This is a genomic window from Peribacillus frigoritolerans (assembly GCF_040250305.1).
Classification (GTDB): Bacteria; Bacillota; Bacilli; order Bacillales; family DSM-1321; genus Peribacillus.
This window is the reverse complement of the sequence record NZ_CP158190.1, coordinates 5,139,841-5,155,900: the sequence shown is the minus strand read 5'-3', so window position 1 is coordinate 5,155,900 and position 16,060 is coordinate 5,139,841. Positions and strand designations below refer to the sequence as shown.

Below are 16,060 nucleotides of genomic sequence, written 5' to 3'. Positions count from 1 at the left end.
TACATAGCTGAAACGAATTAATCAACAATATGACGGAGAATTTCTTGCATTTGGCACTTTTACGGATAAATGAATGTGGATAACCTTGGATTGTGGATAACTTTCCGGTGTTATTCACTACTTTTCCACAGGTAATCCACATATTCACCTTTAATATGATAAAAAACACTGGCGATTAAGTCTTCAGGAATTTTTTATTGTAATGACTTAAGGCTAAAAGGGGATATATATAGCGATAGCTATGATAATGGATATACAAAAAATCTGCCATTCCTTGGCCTGCAGGATAATCATTGGTCCAGCTTTCTTGTTGACCTGCACGGATGAGATAGGCAATGCCTTTTTCGATCTCGGTTGTCGGTTTTTCTGATGCCGATATCAAAGCATCCACAGCCCATGCTGTATGTGTCAGTGTGCTTGTTCCGAGGGGGATGTATCGCTGCTTGATATCACTGTAACAAGATTCACCCCAGCCGCCATCTTCATTTTGAATTTTCTTCAACCAAGTTAAGGCTTTTTGGATGGATGGATGTCCAGTGGCTTGCCCTGCTGCCTTCATGCCGGTAAGTGCAGACCATGTGCCATATAGATAGCAGATGCCCCAGCGCCCATACCAGGAGCCATCACGCTTCTGGTCTTCCAATAGCCAATCCACCGCTCTTTTACTGACTTCCTCCGGCTTCTTCATATTTGTATAGTTCCCCAGGAATTCCAACGTTCTTCCTGTCAGATCAGCGGTAGAAGGGTCAGTCAGGAGATATTTCGAACCCTCTATAGGAAGAAGCTGCAGCCATTTATGGTCGTTATTCCGTTCGAAGGCTGGAAATCCACCATCATCATTTTGCATGGATATCGTGAAGGAGACACCGCGCTGCCAGCTGTCCCGATTATCCGGTTTTACTTGCAGTTGCTTAGCCAGCGCCCGCAGTGAGGCGGTCGTATCATCGACATCCGGATTCATGGTATTTAAATCCGAGAAACCCCAGCCGCCTGGAATGGCGTTAGGATTATGGATCAGCCAATCTCCATACATATAATGCTGGCGTGACAGTAAGTACTGATTGGCGGCCTTGACTGCTTTGTCTTTGGGAGGTATTCCTGCTTCTTGAAGGGCGTAGCTTATTAAGGAGGTATTCCAAACATGGGGCGTCGTGAACTGGATATGTGTGTGTCCCTCAATGGAGCAGGCCATCCCCTTAAGACCGGCCATGGCCTTTAGAATCACTGGGTCTCTTTTCGAATATCCAATTGAAAGGAGGGCAAAAATCATGAAAAAGGTAGAACCGAAATAATTGTACAGTGTCCCGTCTGGTTCCAGCCTGTCGAGCATGAACCTTTTCGTAGTATCCAAGGCTAAGGAATGCAAATAATCCGGATAACCAATCAAGGTTTTGACGCCTGTTTGAAGTTTAGAGAAAAAGGAACGATATTCTTCGGTACGATACTCTTCCCACATACGCTCTTCGGATCGGTCCTCCCTTGTTTGAAATAAATCTTTTAGACTTGGGGTGTCAGGGGTCTTGATTTGAAACCTTTTATGGCCAAGCAATAGCAATGGAATCATGTTGACCCGCCCATATACGGAAAGATCATAAATGCTGCCGAAAAAGGTCGGAGGCAGTAAGACCACTTCGAGAGGAATGGGGAATAGGCGCGGCCATTGATATTGTCCGGTGACGGTAAGCATCATTTTCGTTAACATTTTGGCCTGTTTGATGCCGCCCTTGGAAAGAATGAATTGTTTGGCTTTCTTCATATGGGGATGATTCTTATTGCGGAGTCCGCTAAAAAGAAGGCCATAGTAAGCCTCGATCGTAACCGTAACATTGCCGTCCTTCTCGTCTTGGAAAAGTTTCCATGAACCGTTTTCCGTTTGCTTGCTTTCGATTCTTTTTACTAAAGCCTCTATAAGAGGAGTATCTTCCATATCTAGAATTTTCAATAATATGATCATATAGGCATCTGCTGTTATCCCGGTGTCAAAGGGATAATTCCACGAACCATCAGCGGATTGGTCTTGTTTCAAGCGATTAACAAGGCGATTGATTTCCAATTGTACATGTTGGTTCAATGACTTTCCTCCTCTAAAAACACGTTTTCCGTTTATATGTATATTCAAAACTTGTCGTTGCATTCAAGAAATCATGTCAGGCGCATAGTTCCAACTGAAAGGAGGGGGGAATCTAAAAACGCTTTGGCAATGAAAGCTGCCAAAGCGTCATTTAGATACTATGCATCATTTAACTGGTAAGGAAGAACGCTGCATATAGCGGTAAATCGGCAGTTCTTTTCCTTTGGCAGCGGGGATGAAATTGAATGTCACATAGCTGTCTATGCCTTCAGGTTCGAGGGCAAGGGAGATGAAGTTGGCATCAGGCTGGGCCATGTCGAAAACATAGCTTCCTTTTGGAAAATCCCGAGTTTTTGAAGTGACGGTGGTCGTGACTGCCCTTGTGGAATGTCCGCTTTCCAGTTCAGCGGAAACTTTTAAATCATTGACTCTATAGCTTTCAACAGCTACCTTCATGGGTTTTTTAAATTTTTTCACTTCTACTCCCAATAGCTGAAGTTTATTGGCGATATATTTATATTCGGGTGGAAGGATATAGGCTGTCGGACGATCTCTGACAAGGGTAGGGTAGGCATCGGTTGAATCCAGCCAATCGATGGAGGCATCGATCATTTTCGCTTTCGCTAAATCGACTACAGTCAATTTTTGATCCTTAATCAATTTATTTTCGCTGGTGATGACAATTTCATCGTTATCATTTGCTTTTCGCCCTTTTTGCACGACTTCAGTTTCTGCCTGTTTAACGGCCTTTTTAACTTTACTGGCCTGTTCGGCTGTCGTTTTGATGAATGCTGCCTGTGCAGTGGCTTGTGCAAAAACACGTCGTTTAAAATCGGTACGGCCGATATTGATTCCCCTTGTTTCTATTAAAAAGGTCATTGTATTTTTTAAACCGAGGGCGTTTCGGCCAATCCGGGCTTCGGTGCTTCCTTCTGTGGCGGTAAGGACTCCATCATCAGAAGTGGCCAGTGTATAGTAATCGTGATAGGAAAGCTTTTCTTTTTCCAATGTTTTAAAAACATTAGGTAAAAGCAATTGATCCGAAGCTTTTCGAAGCTGTTCGGGAATATTTAAATTCTTGGCTGAGGAGATGAGTAAATCATAAGAAGCGATCGATCCATTTGCTCCTACTTTTTTCAGGGGGGCGGGATTCACTGTATATTCATGTATATCCAGAATGACTTCTGGTTCATAATCATCGATTGATTGATGAATCGTCTGCACTTCAGGATATTCCACTTTTAAGTAGTCCCTATTGGCATCCATGTCATTTGCGGTAAATCGTTTGAAATAATAAGAGCCATCGGGATTGACCCGTGGAACGATGGCAACATTCACTTTATCGAGGACATCACCAAGCTTGCCTTCAGCTAGCCATTGTGCAAGGACTAATGTTGATTCACCCGATGCGGGTTCATTGCCATGAATCTGACCTTGAATCCAAATCAATGGTTTATGGGAATTCTTAATCGGTCTTTTTGAATCCTTGCTGAAAAGAAGCATCGGGATGTCGCGTCCTTCTGTGGATTTACCTATCGTCTTGACCTGGATGCTTTTGTTTTTATGGGAGAGGGACTTGATGGAATCCAACATTTCTTCCTGGCTCGTAAAGGCGACCTTGTTTTGTTTAAAGGCAGGGGTCTTGAAAGAAACATTAGGGTCAGGGAAAAGGGTGGAGAGGTTATCTGGTTGAATGTAGCTTGGACCATTTCCATAATAAGGGGTGAATTCTTCCGCCTCGGCTATAGGGCCAGGCAATCCAGTGACAAGACCTAGTGTTACGACTGAAACGATGGTAGGAATGAGTTTTTTCATGGACGTCCTCCTGTCTATCTTTTTCCATAAATTATCATATTTCAAGCTATTTATACAGTGAAAACGTATGAAATAGTGAAAAACAGGAAGTAACGACTAGATTAATAATTCAATGTTAAATTCGCAATTCCTTTTAATAGAAGTTCATCACCTGTATTCTGTATAATTACAGGTGGAAAGTCAAAATGATACGGAACAAGCAATTTTGGCCCGTATCATTTCAATTCATCATGTAACTTATTTAAAAGATCCTGTGAATCCTTGCCACTCATTATCTGGCCGTTCACTTTCGCATAGGGGGTTTTCTGACAAAGTTTACACTCACTCAAACATTCATATTCCTTATATTGAATCCTTGGATTCGCTAAGAACTTACCATAATCGGCAACTGTTTGTTCATTAAGGAAGCGGTCAAGATTATTTTGGCAAAATTCAATCTGGATTTTCGCCTTTTTTGAGAACACTTTGGATAACAAGTTTTTCATCATATCGCTTCTTTCATTGGAGGAGTAAATATTTGTTATTTTGATTTTATCACTTCCTGTAACGAAATGCATGATTGGTTCATCCGAATTCATTACAATATGACTATCCGGAGTTTATCAAAGTAATTCCCTTGTATATATTGACACATGTCTAAGAAATGATAGAATAAGAATGACTGATAATGATAATGAATCTCATTATCACGAATGGAAGAACCTTGTAACTATTGCAACTTCATGATTTCCATTTCAAGAGGTGACTTTGCGATAGTCTTTATTCAAATATATTTAATTAAAAATATTATCGCTGTATTAACTGAGATAGGAAGAGTAGGAAATGTAGATGAAGATAAGATATTTAGTCATGGCGTTAATTGTTTTATCATTTACGTCATTATTCATTGGTGTAAAAGACATTACCCCCTTGGATTTATTGAATCTAAGTGATGATAAAGTGCAAATCATGCTGCAAAGCCGTTTCCCCAGATTGGTGACCATAGTCATTGCCGGTATTGTGATGAGTATAAGCGGTCTGATCATGCAACAATTGAGCCGCAATAAATTTGTATCCCCGACGACTGCCGGTACCATGGACTCTGCAAGGCTGGGACTTCTTCTTGCCATTATCATTTTTCCATCGGCAGCACTTATTGAGAAAATGGCATTTGCTTTCATATTCGCTTTGGCAGGTACATTCTTGTTCATGAAAATTCTTGATCAAGTGAAATATAAGGATACGATTTTCATTCCATTGGTTGGTTTGATGTTTGGTAATATCGTAGGATCCATCTCGACTTTCTTTGCCTATAAATATGATTTGATTCAAAGCCTCAACACATGGATGAATGGTGATTTCTCGATGATCATGTCGGGAAGGTACGAACTTATATATGTAAGTATCCCTCTAGTCATTCTCGCATACTTCTTTGCCAATAAATTCACTGTGGCAGGGATGGGTGAGGAGTTTGCTATCAATCTAGGACTCAATTATAAGTTTATAGTCAATTTTGGATTGATCATCGTGGCATTATCCTCCACTGTCGTTTTGTTAACGGTGGGAACGATTCCTTTCATAGGGTTGATCGTACCAAATATTGTATCCCTTTACCTTGGTGACAATTTGAAAAAGAGTCTTTCTCATACAGCATTGCTAGGGGCAGTATTCCTATTGATCTGCGATATTCTGGGCAGGATCCTCATATATCCATTTGAAATCCCGATCGGACTCGTAGTTGGTGTGATAGGAAGCGCCGTATTTATCTATCTGATACTGAGGAGAAAGGCATATGAATAATAAAAGTAGGATCATTATATTGGCTGTTCTTGCAGCTGCTTTAACGGCAGGTTATATCTTTTGGGACCTTGGCCCGAATTGGGATTATGCACTGCCGAGAAGGGTCATAAAAATCGTCGCCATCATCGTGGTTGGATGTGCAATAGCTTTTTCAACAGTGATTTTCCAGACGGTCACGAATAATAAAATCCTGACGCCAAGCATTTTAGGGTTGGACTCCATGTATATGCTGATTCAAACGGGAGTGATTTTCATCTTCGGTTCAACGCATATCATGATCATGAATAAAAATCTCAATTTCCTGATTACACTTGCGGCCATGCTTATTTTTGCAAGCCTGCTGTTCAAGTTCATGTTCAAGAAAAACCGCAATATTTACTTCCTATTGCTGATCGGTATCATCTTCGGAACCTTATTCGGCAGCATGTCTTCATTCATGCAGGTATTGATCGACCCGAATGAATTCCAAATCATTCAAAATAAAATGTTCGCCAGCTTCAATAATGTCAACACGGACCTGTTAACGTTAGCTATTATCCTCATGATTGCGGCAATGGTATATTTCATGAGATTTTTGAAGTATTTAGATGTCATGTCCCTAGGGAGGGACCAAGCCATAAACTTGGGTGTGGATTATGATTTTGTCACGAAGCGGGTTTTAATCGTCGTTACGGTTTTAATTTCCATTTCGACTGCCTTGATCGGTCCGATCACGTTCCTCGGATTGCTTGTTGCAAACGTGGCTTATCAATTCATTAAGTCCTATCAGCATAAACATATCCTCCCGGGTGCAATGCTGATCAGCGTGATTGCCTTGGTCGGCGGCCAATTCATTGTAGAGAGGATCTTTACGTTTTCCACGACCTTAAGTGTCATCATCAACTTTGTCGGCGGTGTCTATTTCATCTATCTTCTATTAAAGGAGAATAAATCATGGTAGAAGTGAAAAATTTATTCAAAAAATATAATAATAAAACGGTTGTCGAGGATGTTTCCATTGAAATAATGAAAGGGAAAATCACATCCTTCATCGGTCCCAATGGAGCGGGGAAAAGTACCGTCCTTTCGATGATCAGCCGTCTCATTACCCGGGATTCAGGAGAAGTCCTGATCGAGGGTAAGGATATGGGGAAATTCAATAGCAATGAACTTGCGAAAAAGATTGCCATCTTAAAGCAGGCTAACCACATCAATATCCGTTTAACGATTCGTGAACTCGTCGCCTTTGGCCGTTTTCCTTATTCACAAGGAAAGCTGACGAAAGAGGATTGGAAATACGTCGATGAAGCGATTGAATATATGGAACTTGCTGACATGCAGGATAAGTTTCTTGACCAGCTTAGCGGCGGCCAGCAACAGCGGGCCTTCATTGCCATGGTCATTGCTCAGAACACGGAGTATGTGCTTCTTGATGAACCCCTGAACAATCTTGATATGAAGCATTCCGTCCAAATCATGAAGGTGTTGAGGAGATTGGCCGATGAATTGGGGAAAACGGTCATTATCGTCATTCATGACATTAATTTTGCATCCTGTTATTCCGACTATATCGTCGCATTGAAGGATGGCAAGGTTGTTCATAATGGCCCTACCGAACAAGTAATCAATTCCAATGTATTAAAGGAAATTTATGATATGGATATTGAAATCCAAAGTATCAATGACAATAAGATCTGTGTGTACTTCACGTAAGATAATTCCAGTTGGTTTTAAATTACTTCAGTATTCGTAGCCATCCAGAAATCTCCTCGTACGCTTTTTAGGCAGTTAAGAGTTGGCGGGCGCCCAAGACTTTAGCCGCCTCCTGTTCATCTGGCAGGGAAAGTGTTGAAGGTGAACTCTGTGATGGTGAGGATTCAATATGTAATTTTAAATAAAAATTTTTTAGAGGTGACCATAATGATTAAGAAATTATCTTTACTGCTTTTGGTTGCAATGCTCGCTGTAGTGGCTGTAGCTTGTGGATCAGATAAGGAAAAAGAAGAATCAAGCGCGAAAAAAGAAAGTGCTAAAAGCGAAGAAATTACGGTTAAGCACCAACTAGGCGAAACGAAAGTGAAAACAAACCCTGAAAAAGTCGTTGTATTCGATATGGGTACTCTTGATACTCTTGATAAATTGGGTGTGGAAGTAGCAGCTGTTCCTCATGATGGCCTTCCGGAATACCTTTCTAAATATGAAGGTACAACTGAAAATGCCGGCGGGTTAAAAGAGCCTGACTTCGAAAAAATCAACGAAATTGCTCCAGACTTAATCCTTATTTCTGGCCGTCAATCTGACGCATATGAAGAATTAAGCAAAATTGCCCCTACTGTTTTTGTAGGTGTAGATACAACAAAGTATATGGAATCCTTTGAAGAAAACGTAACACTTTTAGGTAAAATTTTCGATAAAAAAGACGAAGCAGCTAAAGAATTGGCAAGTGTTGAAGAAAACATTAATGCTTTGAAAGAAAAAGCTCCAACTGACAAAACTGGTTTAATCGTTCTTGCTAGCGGTGGAAAAGTAAGTGCCTACGGACCTGATTCAAGATTTGGAATCATCCATGATGTATTCGGAGTACCTGCAGTAGATGATAAATTGGAAGTATCGACACATGGTCAAAGTATTTCTTTCGAATACATTGCTGAAAAAAATCCTGACTACCTATTCGTTGTAGATAGAGATGCGGTAGCCGGTGATGGAGCTGCAGCAAAAGATACTGTTGAAAATGACATTGTGAAAAATACAAAAGCATTTAAAGAAGGTAACATCATTTATCTAGACCCTAACTACTGGTACTTATCAGGCGGCGGTTTAGAATCTGTTGACGCTATGGTTAAAGAAGTTTCAGAAGGTATTAAGTAATATAAATATGATTAATGAAAATCCTGTCCTCGATCGAGGGCAGGATTTTTTTATTTTTTATAATAAAGCTGGATGAAACCAATATACTAACAAAGGGGACAAAAGAATTCACATATAAAGGTGACAAAACACAGGTAAGCTTATAAGGTCCCTCACGACAAAATTAAGGGGAAATGGGATAAGGACAAGGCATATTCACACCAGTTGCTTTTTAGCTCATATGGGCTGCAATCGAAGGAATGTAACCTTTCAGCCGATATGAAAAATTTTAGTTTCTTCCTATTATAATGTCAAATCCATGGATACTTGGAGCTTTCCGGTTCCCAGAGGAGTTTTTCAAATTGTAATTTAAGTTAATTTTGGTAAATCGAATCTTTTATGGATGATGAAAATTGTCCTGAAAGTAAAAATATAAAAATAATATGATCATCATTTTCAGGGAAAATTATTTAAAAATAGCTAATAAATAAGCCTTAGGGGAATGATGTCGATATTACACGAAATCAATTTGTTAGTTTATGGGATTTTGGAGCGGCTGGATGCAATTATGAAGGAGTCAAACTTTTCTCAGGCTTGGATTTTGAATGGGGTACAAAAGTGCGGAGGAGAGATGCATCCATGTAACCGACACCTCATTTTCGACTGTCGAATTATCGGGAAAGGAATACTGGGAATTTAAGGTAGCCTTCAATAATTGAAGATTTATATCTTTACATATTTTGTAATGTGCTGGTTTTTTTATAAAGAGTCGTTTATAATGGAAAAGGCTCAAGGACGTAAAACTAAACAGTGACTGTCATCCGCAGTCACCCCATAAAGTTACGGTAATATTTATTGGATTAAGACATGGAGTTCCTATATATTTGTTATAGGTTCGCTGAACATTCGAGACGGGCGAAACTCTGTTATTTTTTCAAATGCTTGTTCATAAGCTAAAGAAGTGTTCTGGATATAAGAGTTATGGATGTGACAAAAGGTGGTTTTCACAATCTTGACTATCCAAGTAAAAGAATGCTATTATAAGGTTTCCGATTTTCCGTCTTTTGTAAGTTTGTAAAAATTTATATAAATAAACCACTAGATTAATAGAGGTGAAAGCATGAATAATTTTCTTAAAAAAAGCCGGCATTTATTTGCAGATAACATACTAGGCTTTTTCTTTATTGCGGTAGTCTTGTTTTGGATAAAAACTTATATTGGATATCGAATTGAATTTAACCTAGGTCTTGAAAATGGCCTGCAACAGTTCTTGCTGTTCATAAATCCGATTAGTTCAGCCATTTTATTCTTTGGCTTGGCACTATTGGCTAGAGGCAAAAAATCGTTTAAATGGATCATCAGGTTGAACCTTTTGATGTCCCTATGGTTATTCTTCAATATTGTATACTACCGGTCATTTACCGATTTCATTACATTGCCAACCCTGACGCAAGTGCAAAATGCCGGGGATTTGGGACCGAGTATTTTAGAATTATTTAAAGGCCATGATGTATTTTACTTCCTTGATACGGTTCTTTTGATCGTGTTGTACAGATTCAAAGACTTTAAAGTGGAAGACTTCAAACTCAAACGCCGTACAGTTGGAATGGTTTACTTAGCGGGACTTGCAATTTTCGCCATCAATTTGGGACTTGCTGAAAAGGATCGCCCGCAATTATTATCAAGAACATTCGACCGGAACTATATCGTCAAATATTTGGGCATGTTCAACTATACGGTTTATGATGCCGTTCAGAATACTAAAACATACGCTCAGCGTGCGACTGCAAACAGCACGGATATCGCCGAAGTCGTCAACTATACGAAGGCAACAAGCGCTGAACCGAACCCTGAGTACTTTGGTGCAGCCAAAGGCAAGAATGTCATCTACCTGCATTTGGAATCAATGCAGAATTTCCTTATCGATTATAAGTTGAATGGGGAAGAAGTAACTCCATTTTTGAACTCACTTGCAGCAGATAAGTCAGATTTCATGCACTTTGATAATTTCTTCCATCAAGTAGGCCAAGGTAAAACAGCGGATGCCGAATTCATGCTTGAAAATTCCCTGTTCGGTTTACCACAGGGGGCAGCATTCACAAACCGTTCCCAAAATACGTATCAAGCAGCACCAGCTATTTTAGGGCAACAAGGATACACATCTGCTGTGTTCCATGGTAATTACAAATCTTTCTGGAACCGGGATAATATGTATAAGTCTCTTGGTTTTAATCAATTCTTCGATGCAAACCATTATAATATGGAAAATAAAGAGGAAGTACTAAGTTATGGATTAATGGATAAGCCTTTCTTTAAGGAATCGATTCCAATGTTAGAAACGCTTAAACAGCCTTTCTATACAAAATTCATAACGGTGTCTCATCATTTCCCATATGCAATGGACCAGGAAAAAGCAACAATCGGTAAGCATACAACAGGCGATGCTTCCGTTGATAGTTACTTCCAAACTGCACGCTATGCCGATGAGGCGCTTAAAGAGTTTTTCGATTATCTGAAGGAATCCGGTCTATATGATAATTCGGTAATCGTTATGTATGGTGATCACTATGGTATTTCCGAAAACCATAAAGAAGCCATGTCAAAAGTGCTTGGCAAGGATGTTGACGCATTTGAGAATGCCCAATTGCAACGTGTACCATTATTGATTCATGTTCCAGGTGTTGAAGGCGGGGAAATGCACCAATACGGAGGACAGATTGACCTTCTCCCGACTTTATTGCATCTGTTAGGAATTGAATCTAAAGACTATGTACAATTCGGATCCGATTTATTGTCAAAAGATCATAATGAAGTGGTACCTTTCAGGAATGGTGATTTTGTAACACCGGAAGTCACTTCCATTAAAGGGAAATACTACGATACTAAAACAGGAGAATTGGTCGAGGAAAATGATGACATCCTCAATTATAAAACGAGAGCTGAAACGATGCTGAATTTATCCGACCAAGTAGTGAACGGCGACTTACTCCGTTTCTATACTCCAAACGGCTTTAAACCGATTGATCCTGCTGATTATGATTACACTTATGATGAAGAAGGTTCTAAGGAAGATAAGACCGATAAATAAGGCTAAAGAAAGAACAGGCAGGAAGCCATCGCTTCCTGCCTGTTTTTTATATGCGTCATCCTTTATTGGTCATCATGGCAATATACTTTCTAATTTCATCAGGCTTCCCTGCATATTTTTCAGCACGCTGTTCGTCTTTCATGATTTTATCCTTTGCTTTGACCAGGATTTCTTCACCCATGGCTTGTGGCACGACCACGACTCCATCTATGTCCCCTATGATGATGTCCCCTGGAAATACGGTGACACCTCCACAGGAAATGGGGACATTGGTTTCGCCTACACCTGCCTTGCCGCTAGAGGCAACCGTCGTCCCTTTGCTGAAAACAGGGAAATTCAATTCTTTAATGGCTTCAAGGTCGCGAATGACTCCATCGACTACGATGCCGCCAATTTCCATGGTCTGCATCATGCCGACGACAAAGTCTCCTGCTATAGCCCGGTATGTATCACCCTTGCTGTCAACGACAATTATATCCCCAGGCTTGGCTTCGCCGATTGCTTTTAAAACGGCTGAATTATCACCGACGGGCATCTGTACGGTCAAAGCTCGTCCGGCCATACGAAACTCTTCCTTTAAGGGTTTAATCGCCGATTCCAGGTTGCTCAGCCCTTCCATTGCATCAGAAATCGCTGTGGTGGGCAAATTCCTGAATTGTTGAATAAGAGTATCCATGACTATGATTCCTCCTTAATAGTTAATGAATATAGCCTAATTATACACAAGTTTTGTAATTTTCTAATAGTTTTCCGTTTGATAAAATGGTAAATGTAGTGTAATCAATTCTGAAGGGGGAGGGAAGTTCAGCTGTCACAAGGGGGTTCAAGTCAAATTCCGTTTTAATCAATCGATTGATTAAACTTTATTGATCATCGCTATGAAGAGATTGAAATCCCTGCATAGGAACAGTCCTGGCAAATTAATGGTAGGGTCTCCATGGCAGTTTGATCTGTGCAGGAACATTCTTCTGAAGCAAGGGTGGAATGCTGTTGCATATCCTCGGTGTTTTCCTGATCTGGATGGGGGCGTCAGCGAAGAAATCCATAACACAGCCAGTGTGCGGGAGGATACTTACAATCTTCAAAGCAGGAGCAGAATCAAGACGGATGTTGCCAATGTAAGCCAAAGGGGGCTGAAAACTTCTGGATGAATGATTAAAAAAATGATTCCTGCAATAGTGGCAGCCTGCTGTATGGTCATATGTCTAATGAAGTGGATTCCAGCTTTAAAACAGGCTTTAAGCAGAGGCATTTGATTCATTTTCATTCCTCCTTTTACTTTCAATAATATGACCAGGCATAAAAGAAAATACATGGGGATTCGTTTTCTGCTCAATTATTACGGGTATAGTAAAGGTAAAATAAAAGGAGGAATCTAGGTGATCATTGTATATATTAGTCTTGCCCTCTTTATCGGATCGATTATTTATTTAGCGTTTTTTGCTTTTAAAACATTTAAGGATTCCAAACCGACAATTGAAAATGTGACTGAAACCGTTACACGCATCCAGGCCAAAACGGACCAGATTAAATCGGAAACGGACCAACTCGCCATGACACAGCAAGAAATCACTGAAGATGTTGAATATAAAAAAGAGGCTGTACAATATACGGTTGAGGCGGCTAAAAAAATACCTGAACCCTTTAAGAATATTTGGTTTTCAATAAAAGGTGACAAGTGGAAGCTTAGAAACAGAAGCGATGCATAAGTGTTTGACCGATCTGAAATGTACATGATATAGTATGGAAATACTATGTTTCTAGGGTTCCTCGGTTGAATGTTACCGGAATGGTCCAAGAGAAACGCGCAGGAATCTGCGTACACGGAGGGAAAAAAGCCCGGGAGGTTATGATTTATGACCTCTCGGGCTTTTTCTGTAATTGGAGGGGAAAAAGATGGCTTGGATTCAATTGGTGATTGCAGGATTATTTGAAGTGGTATGGGCGACAAGTTTAAAGTATACCGAGGGTTTTACGAAATTATTACCTTCTATCATAACGATTGCTGGCATGGTTATTAGTTTTTACTTTTTGTCATCGGCGATAAAAACGCTGCCTATGGGAACAGCGTATGCAATTTGGACCGGAATAGGGGCCCTTGGAGCTGTTCTGGTAGGCATCATCGTATTTAACGAGCCTAAGGATGCGATGCGTTTGGTATTCGTCGGTTTTATTTTGGTTGGAATTATCGGCTTGAAGATCACTTCTTCTGAATAATCTGCCCACTCCTCGCAAATAGTAATGTTAAATGATTTTTGAGGAGTGAAGAATATGAACTATAAAGCGATAGTATCAAGTGCGATGATGGCTTTAGTGATTACAGGTTGTGCAACTAATGATAACGAAGATGCCAGTGAAAATCTTGGCCTGAATCGTACTCATCAGGATAATTTAGATAATCCGATGAATGTAGGCGACACAAGGCAAAATGTTAATAATGTTAATAATGGTGATAATGATAATGGCATAAACGGTATGAGGGTCTCCGAGGATATCTCAAATCGAGTCGAAGCCTTGAAGGAAGTAAGTAACGCAAATGTCATCGTGACTGAAAATAATGCCTATGTAGGCGCAGTATTAAAAGACGGCGGGGAAAAGGATATCTCGAATGACCTTAAAGAAAGGATTGCTGATGCAGTAAGGGAAGCCGATCCTTCTGTAGACCAAGTTTATGTGTCGGCAAATCCGGACTTTGTTCAAAGAATGGATGGGTATGCGAATGATATCGAGAATGGAAAACCCGTTGAAGGATTTGCTGAAGAGTTCCGTGAACTTGTAACACGGATTTTTCCAAGTCCAAGGTAATTGGTAATCATTAAAGAAATAAGATGAAAAGACTTATCCGGTGGATTCCGGATAGGTCTTTTCCTATTTTAAAGATAACTGTAGATCCATGACTAACTTTAAATAGGGTGGTTACAATAATCGAATGAAAGAAAAACTTTGTAATGGGGGTGGGATGGTGAGGTTATTTAAGGGCAGGAGGGAAATGGATTCAACATCCTTTCAGGTTACTTCCAAGGATTTTCAGGAACTCCTTAAAAAGTTTAAAGCATCTAATGATTTTCTTACCTTTCAATTCCCGAATGATGATGGCTATATCATCTCCTACTTCAATTCACTGGTTAGTGCACAACAGCTCCATGAACAAGTATTGGCAGTCATGTCGAATCAACCAAAGAAGGTACTTAAGCAACTAAAAGGCGATATTCCGATGGAAGATATGAAATTGACGGCTGATCTAAAAGACATTCAAAGATTGGTTTTGGCAGGATCGATCATGATTCAATACAAGCAAGATGATGAAATGTGTTTGCTCATTCCATGTGTTCACAGTGTGAAAAGGCAAATTTCCACACCCGAGTCGGAATATACGGTCGTTGGGTCCAAGGAGGCCTTTGTTGAATCGCTTGATTCGAATTTGAATCTGATCCGTAACCGGTTGCCCACTCCTGAATTGCAGTCCAAGGAATTTCGGGTCGGGAACATCTCGCAAACAAGGATAGCGGTACTCTACATAGATGGGGTGGTTAATCAACAGATCATTAAGACAGTCATGCAGAGAATAGAAGATATAGAATATGATACGATCGTTGATATTTCGTTCGTAAGCCAGATGATCACGGATAATCGGAATTCGATGTTTCCGCAACTGATTGATACGGAGCGGCCTGATCATCTGGCCAGTGTATTATCGGAAGGGAAAATAGGCATCATGCTGGATGGATCTCCTCATGCATTGGTTGGTCCCAATACCATCATTTCATTCTTCTCGTCATTTGAAGATTATTTTCAAATTTGGAATCTCGGTACTTCATTCCGTTTGATTCGGCTTTTCGCCGTGCTGTTTTCCGTTTTGTCTTCACCTCTGTATGTGGCCGTTTTAACCTATCATTATCAAGTGATCCCAACGGATTTACTGCCAATCTTAATATCATCCAGGGGAGTGATCCCTTTTCCGCCGATCTTGGAAGCGATCGTGCTGGAAGGGACGATCGAATTGCTGAGGGAAGCGGCGGTCAGGCTGCCTGCTAAGGTTGGCTCCACCATCGGCATTGTTGGCGGCATAGTCATCGGTACAGCCGCTGTGGAAGCGGGATTTGTCAGTAATGTCTTGTTGATGCTTGTCGCTTTGGCTGCCTTGGCTTCATTTACGGTGCCGATTTACCAAATCAGCAATACGATTCGCCTTATCCGCTTTCCCTTTCTAATTGCTGCCCAGTTATACGGGCTGTTTGGAATAGCTTTATGCAGTGCATTCATTTTAAGTCATTTATTGAAATTGACTTCGCTTGGCAGTCCTTATTTAGACCCGCTTTACCCGTTAAGAATTCATGACTTTAAAGATAGTCTGATTCGCCTCCCTTTTTCAAAGCAGAAAAAACGCCCGCAGTTTCTGCGGACGGAAAATCCACTAAGGATAAGGAAGGAAGCGGAAACACGAAACCCCCATAATGATATAGATGAATAAGGAAGTAGAA

The 16,060-nt window shown here is 40.4% G+C and carries 14 protein-coding genes and 1 riboswitch; of the genes, 9 read left to right on the top strand and 5 right to left on the bottom strand.

The window, feature by feature from the left end:
- Positions 1-175: 175 nt before the first annotated feature.
- The 3 genes from shc to ABOA58_RS25525 all read right to left on the bottom strand — a co-directional run bounded on the left by shc (position 176) and on the right by ABOA58_RS25525 (position 4,464).
- Positions 176-2,071, bottom strand: coding sequence for a squalene--hopene cyclase (gene shc / locus ABOA58_RS25535; RefSeq protein WP_350300509.1), 1,896 nt, complete (start codon positions 2,069-2,071; stop codon positions 176-178).
- A 165-nt stretch (positions 2,072-2,236) separates the two neighbouring features.
- Positions 2,237-3,886, bottom strand: a complete 1,650-nt coding sequence (locus tag ABOA58_RS25530) for a M14 family metallopeptidase (RefSeq protein WP_350300508.1) — start codon at positions 3,884-3,886, stop codon at positions 2,237-2,239.
- A gap of 215 nt (positions 3,887-4,101) precedes the next feature.
- A complete protein-coding gene (locus ABOA58_RS25525; RefSeq protein WP_350300507.1) occupies positions 4,102-4,464 on the bottom strand; it encodes a DUF1450 domain-containing protein in 363 nt (120 codons plus the stop codon).
- A 250-nt stretch (positions 4,465-4,714) separates the two neighbouring features.
- Here ABOA58_RS25525 and ABOA58_RS25520 point away from each other — a divergent pair, with 250 nt between their 5' ends.
- The 5 genes from ABOA58_RS25520 (at position 4,715) to ABOA58_RS25500 (ending at position 11,579) form a co-directional block, all read left to right on the top strand.
- Positions 4,715-5,665 (top strand): ABC transporter permease, encoded by a 951-nt coding sequence (locus ABOA58_RS25520; protein WP_350300506.1) that lies wholly within the window; start codon positions 4,715-4,717, stop codon positions 5,663-5,665.
- On the top strand, positions 5,658-6,605 hold the full coding sequence (locus tag ABOA58_RS25515; protein ID WP_133351182.1) for an iron chelate uptake ABC transporter family permease subunit: 948 nt from the start codon (positions 5,658-5,660) through the stop codon (positions 6,603-6,605). Before ABOA58_RS25520 ends, ABOA58_RS25515 begins: the two co-directional genes overlap by 8 nt.
- Positions 6,599-7,357 (top strand): iron ABC transporter ATP-binding protein, encoded by a 759-nt coding sequence (locus ABOA58_RS25510; protein WP_034310071.1) that lies wholly within the window; start codon positions 6,599-6,601, stop codon positions 7,355-7,357. The genes ABOA58_RS25515 and ABOA58_RS25510 overlap by 7 nt, the downstream gene beginning before the upstream one ends.
- 210 nt (positions 7,358-7,567) lie before the next feature.
- Positions 7,568-8,512 (top strand): siderophore ABC transporter substrate-binding protein, encoded by a 945-nt coding sequence (locus ABOA58_RS25505; RefSeq protein WP_434547803.1) that lies wholly within the window; start codon positions 7,568-7,570, stop codon positions 8,510-8,512.
- A 1,099-nt stretch (positions 8,513-9,611) separates the two neighbouring features.
- Positions 9,612-11,579 carry an LTA synthase family protein gene (locus tag ABOA58_RS25500; RefSeq protein ID WP_350300505.1) on the top strand — a complete coding sequence of 656 codons (1,968 nt, stop codon included), beginning with the start codon at positions 9,612-9,614 and terminating at the stop codon, positions 11,577-11,579.
- 55 nt (positions 11,580-11,634) lie between these two features.
- On the opposite strand, the gene ABOA58_RS25495 is transcribed toward ABOA58_RS25500, so the two are convergent.
- A complete protein-coding gene (locus ABOA58_RS25495; protein ID WP_350300504.1) occupies positions 11,635-12,255 on the bottom strand; it encodes an RraA family protein in 621 nt (206 codons plus the stop codon).
- A 405-nt stretch (positions 12,256-12,660) separates the two neighbouring features.
- Complete coding sequence (locus ABOA58_RS25490) at positions 12,661-12,840, bottom strand: hypothetical protein (protein WP_034310080.1); 180 nt, start codon at positions 12,838-12,840, stop codon at positions 12,661-12,663.
- 118 nt (positions 12,841-12,958) lie between these two features.
- Here ABOA58_RS25490 and ABOA58_RS25485 point away from each other — a divergent pair, with 118 nt between their 5' ends.
- The 4 genes from ABOA58_RS25485 (at position 12,959) to ABOA58_RS25470 (ending at position 16,050) form a co-directional block, all read left to right on the top strand.
- Entirely contained in the window at positions 12,959-13,288 is a 330-nt protein-coding gene (locus ABOA58_RS25485; protein WP_350300503.1) for a DUF948 domain-containing protein, read from the top strand.
- Positions 13,289-13,328: 40 nt separating this feature from the next.
- Positions 13,329-13,427, top strand: a riboswitch (guanidine-I (ykkC/yxkD leader).
- Between the two features lie 48 nt (positions 13,428-13,475).
- Positions 13,476-13,796: a quaternary ammonium compound efflux SMR transporter SugE gene (sugE, locus tag ABOA58_RS25480; protein WP_350300502.1), complete on the top strand. Its 321-nt coding sequence runs from the start codon at positions 13,476-13,478 to the stop codon at positions 13,794-13,796.
- Positions 13,797-13,850: 54 nt separating this feature from the next.
- Positions 13,851-14,384: a YhcN/YlaJ family sporulation lipoprotein gene (locus tag ABOA58_RS25475; protein WP_350300501.1), complete on the top strand. Its 534-nt coding sequence runs from the start codon at positions 13,851-13,853 to the stop codon at positions 14,382-14,384.
- 184 nt (positions 14,385-14,568) lie between these two features.
- Entirely contained in the window at positions 14,569-16,050 is a 1,482-nt protein-coding gene (locus ABOA58_RS25470; protein ID WP_350300500.1) for a spore germination protein, read from the top strand.
- The last annotated feature ends 10 nt before the right edge of the window (positions 16,051-16,060 follow it).

Bases quoted from the DNA above. Each gene is read 5' to 3' on its own strand.
- ABOA58_RS25470 (WP_350300500.1), top strand. From the start codon at position 14,569: ATGGATTCAACATCCTTTCAGGTTACTTCCAAGGATTTTCAGGAACTC.
- ABOA58_RS25525 (WP_350300507.1), bottom strand. From the start codon at position 4,464: ATGAATTCGGATGAACCAATCATGCATTTCGTTACAGGAAGTGATAAA.
- sugE (WP_350300502.1), top strand. From the start codon at position 13,476: ATGGCTTGGATTCAATTGGTGATTGCAGGATTATTTGAAGTGGTATGG.
- ABOA58_RS25520 (WP_350300506.1), top strand. From the start codon at position 4,715: ATGAAGATAAGATATTTAGTCATGGCGTTAATTGTTTTATCATTTACG.
- ABOA58_RS25495 (WP_350300504.1), bottom strand. From the start codon at position 12,255: ATGGATACTCTTATTCAACAATTCAGGAATTTGCCCACCACAGCGATT.
- ABOA58_RS25530 (WP_350300508.1), bottom strand. From the start codon at position 3,886: ATGAAAAAACTCATTCCTACCATCGTTTCAGTCGTAACACTAGGTCTT.
- ABOA58_RS25490 (WP_034310080.1), bottom strand. From the start codon at position 12,840: ATGAATCAAATGCCTCTGCTTAAAGCCTGTTTTAAAGCTGGAATCCAC.
- ABOA58_RS25475 (WP_350300501.1), top strand. From the start codon at position 13,851: ATGAACTATAAAGCGATAGTATCAAGTGCGATGATGGCTTTAGTGATT.
- ABOA58_RS25510 (WP_034310071.1), top strand. From the start codon at position 6,599: ATGGTAGAAGTGAAAAATTTATTCAAAAAATATAATAATAAAACGGTT.
- ABOA58_RS25500 (WP_350300505.1), top strand. From the start codon at position 9,612: ATGAATAATTTTCTTAAAAAAAGCCGGCATTTATTTGCAGATAACATA.
- ABOA58_RS25515 (WP_133351182.1), top strand. From the start codon at position 5,658: ATGAATAATAAAAGTAGGATCATTATATTGGCTGTTCTTGCAGCTGCT.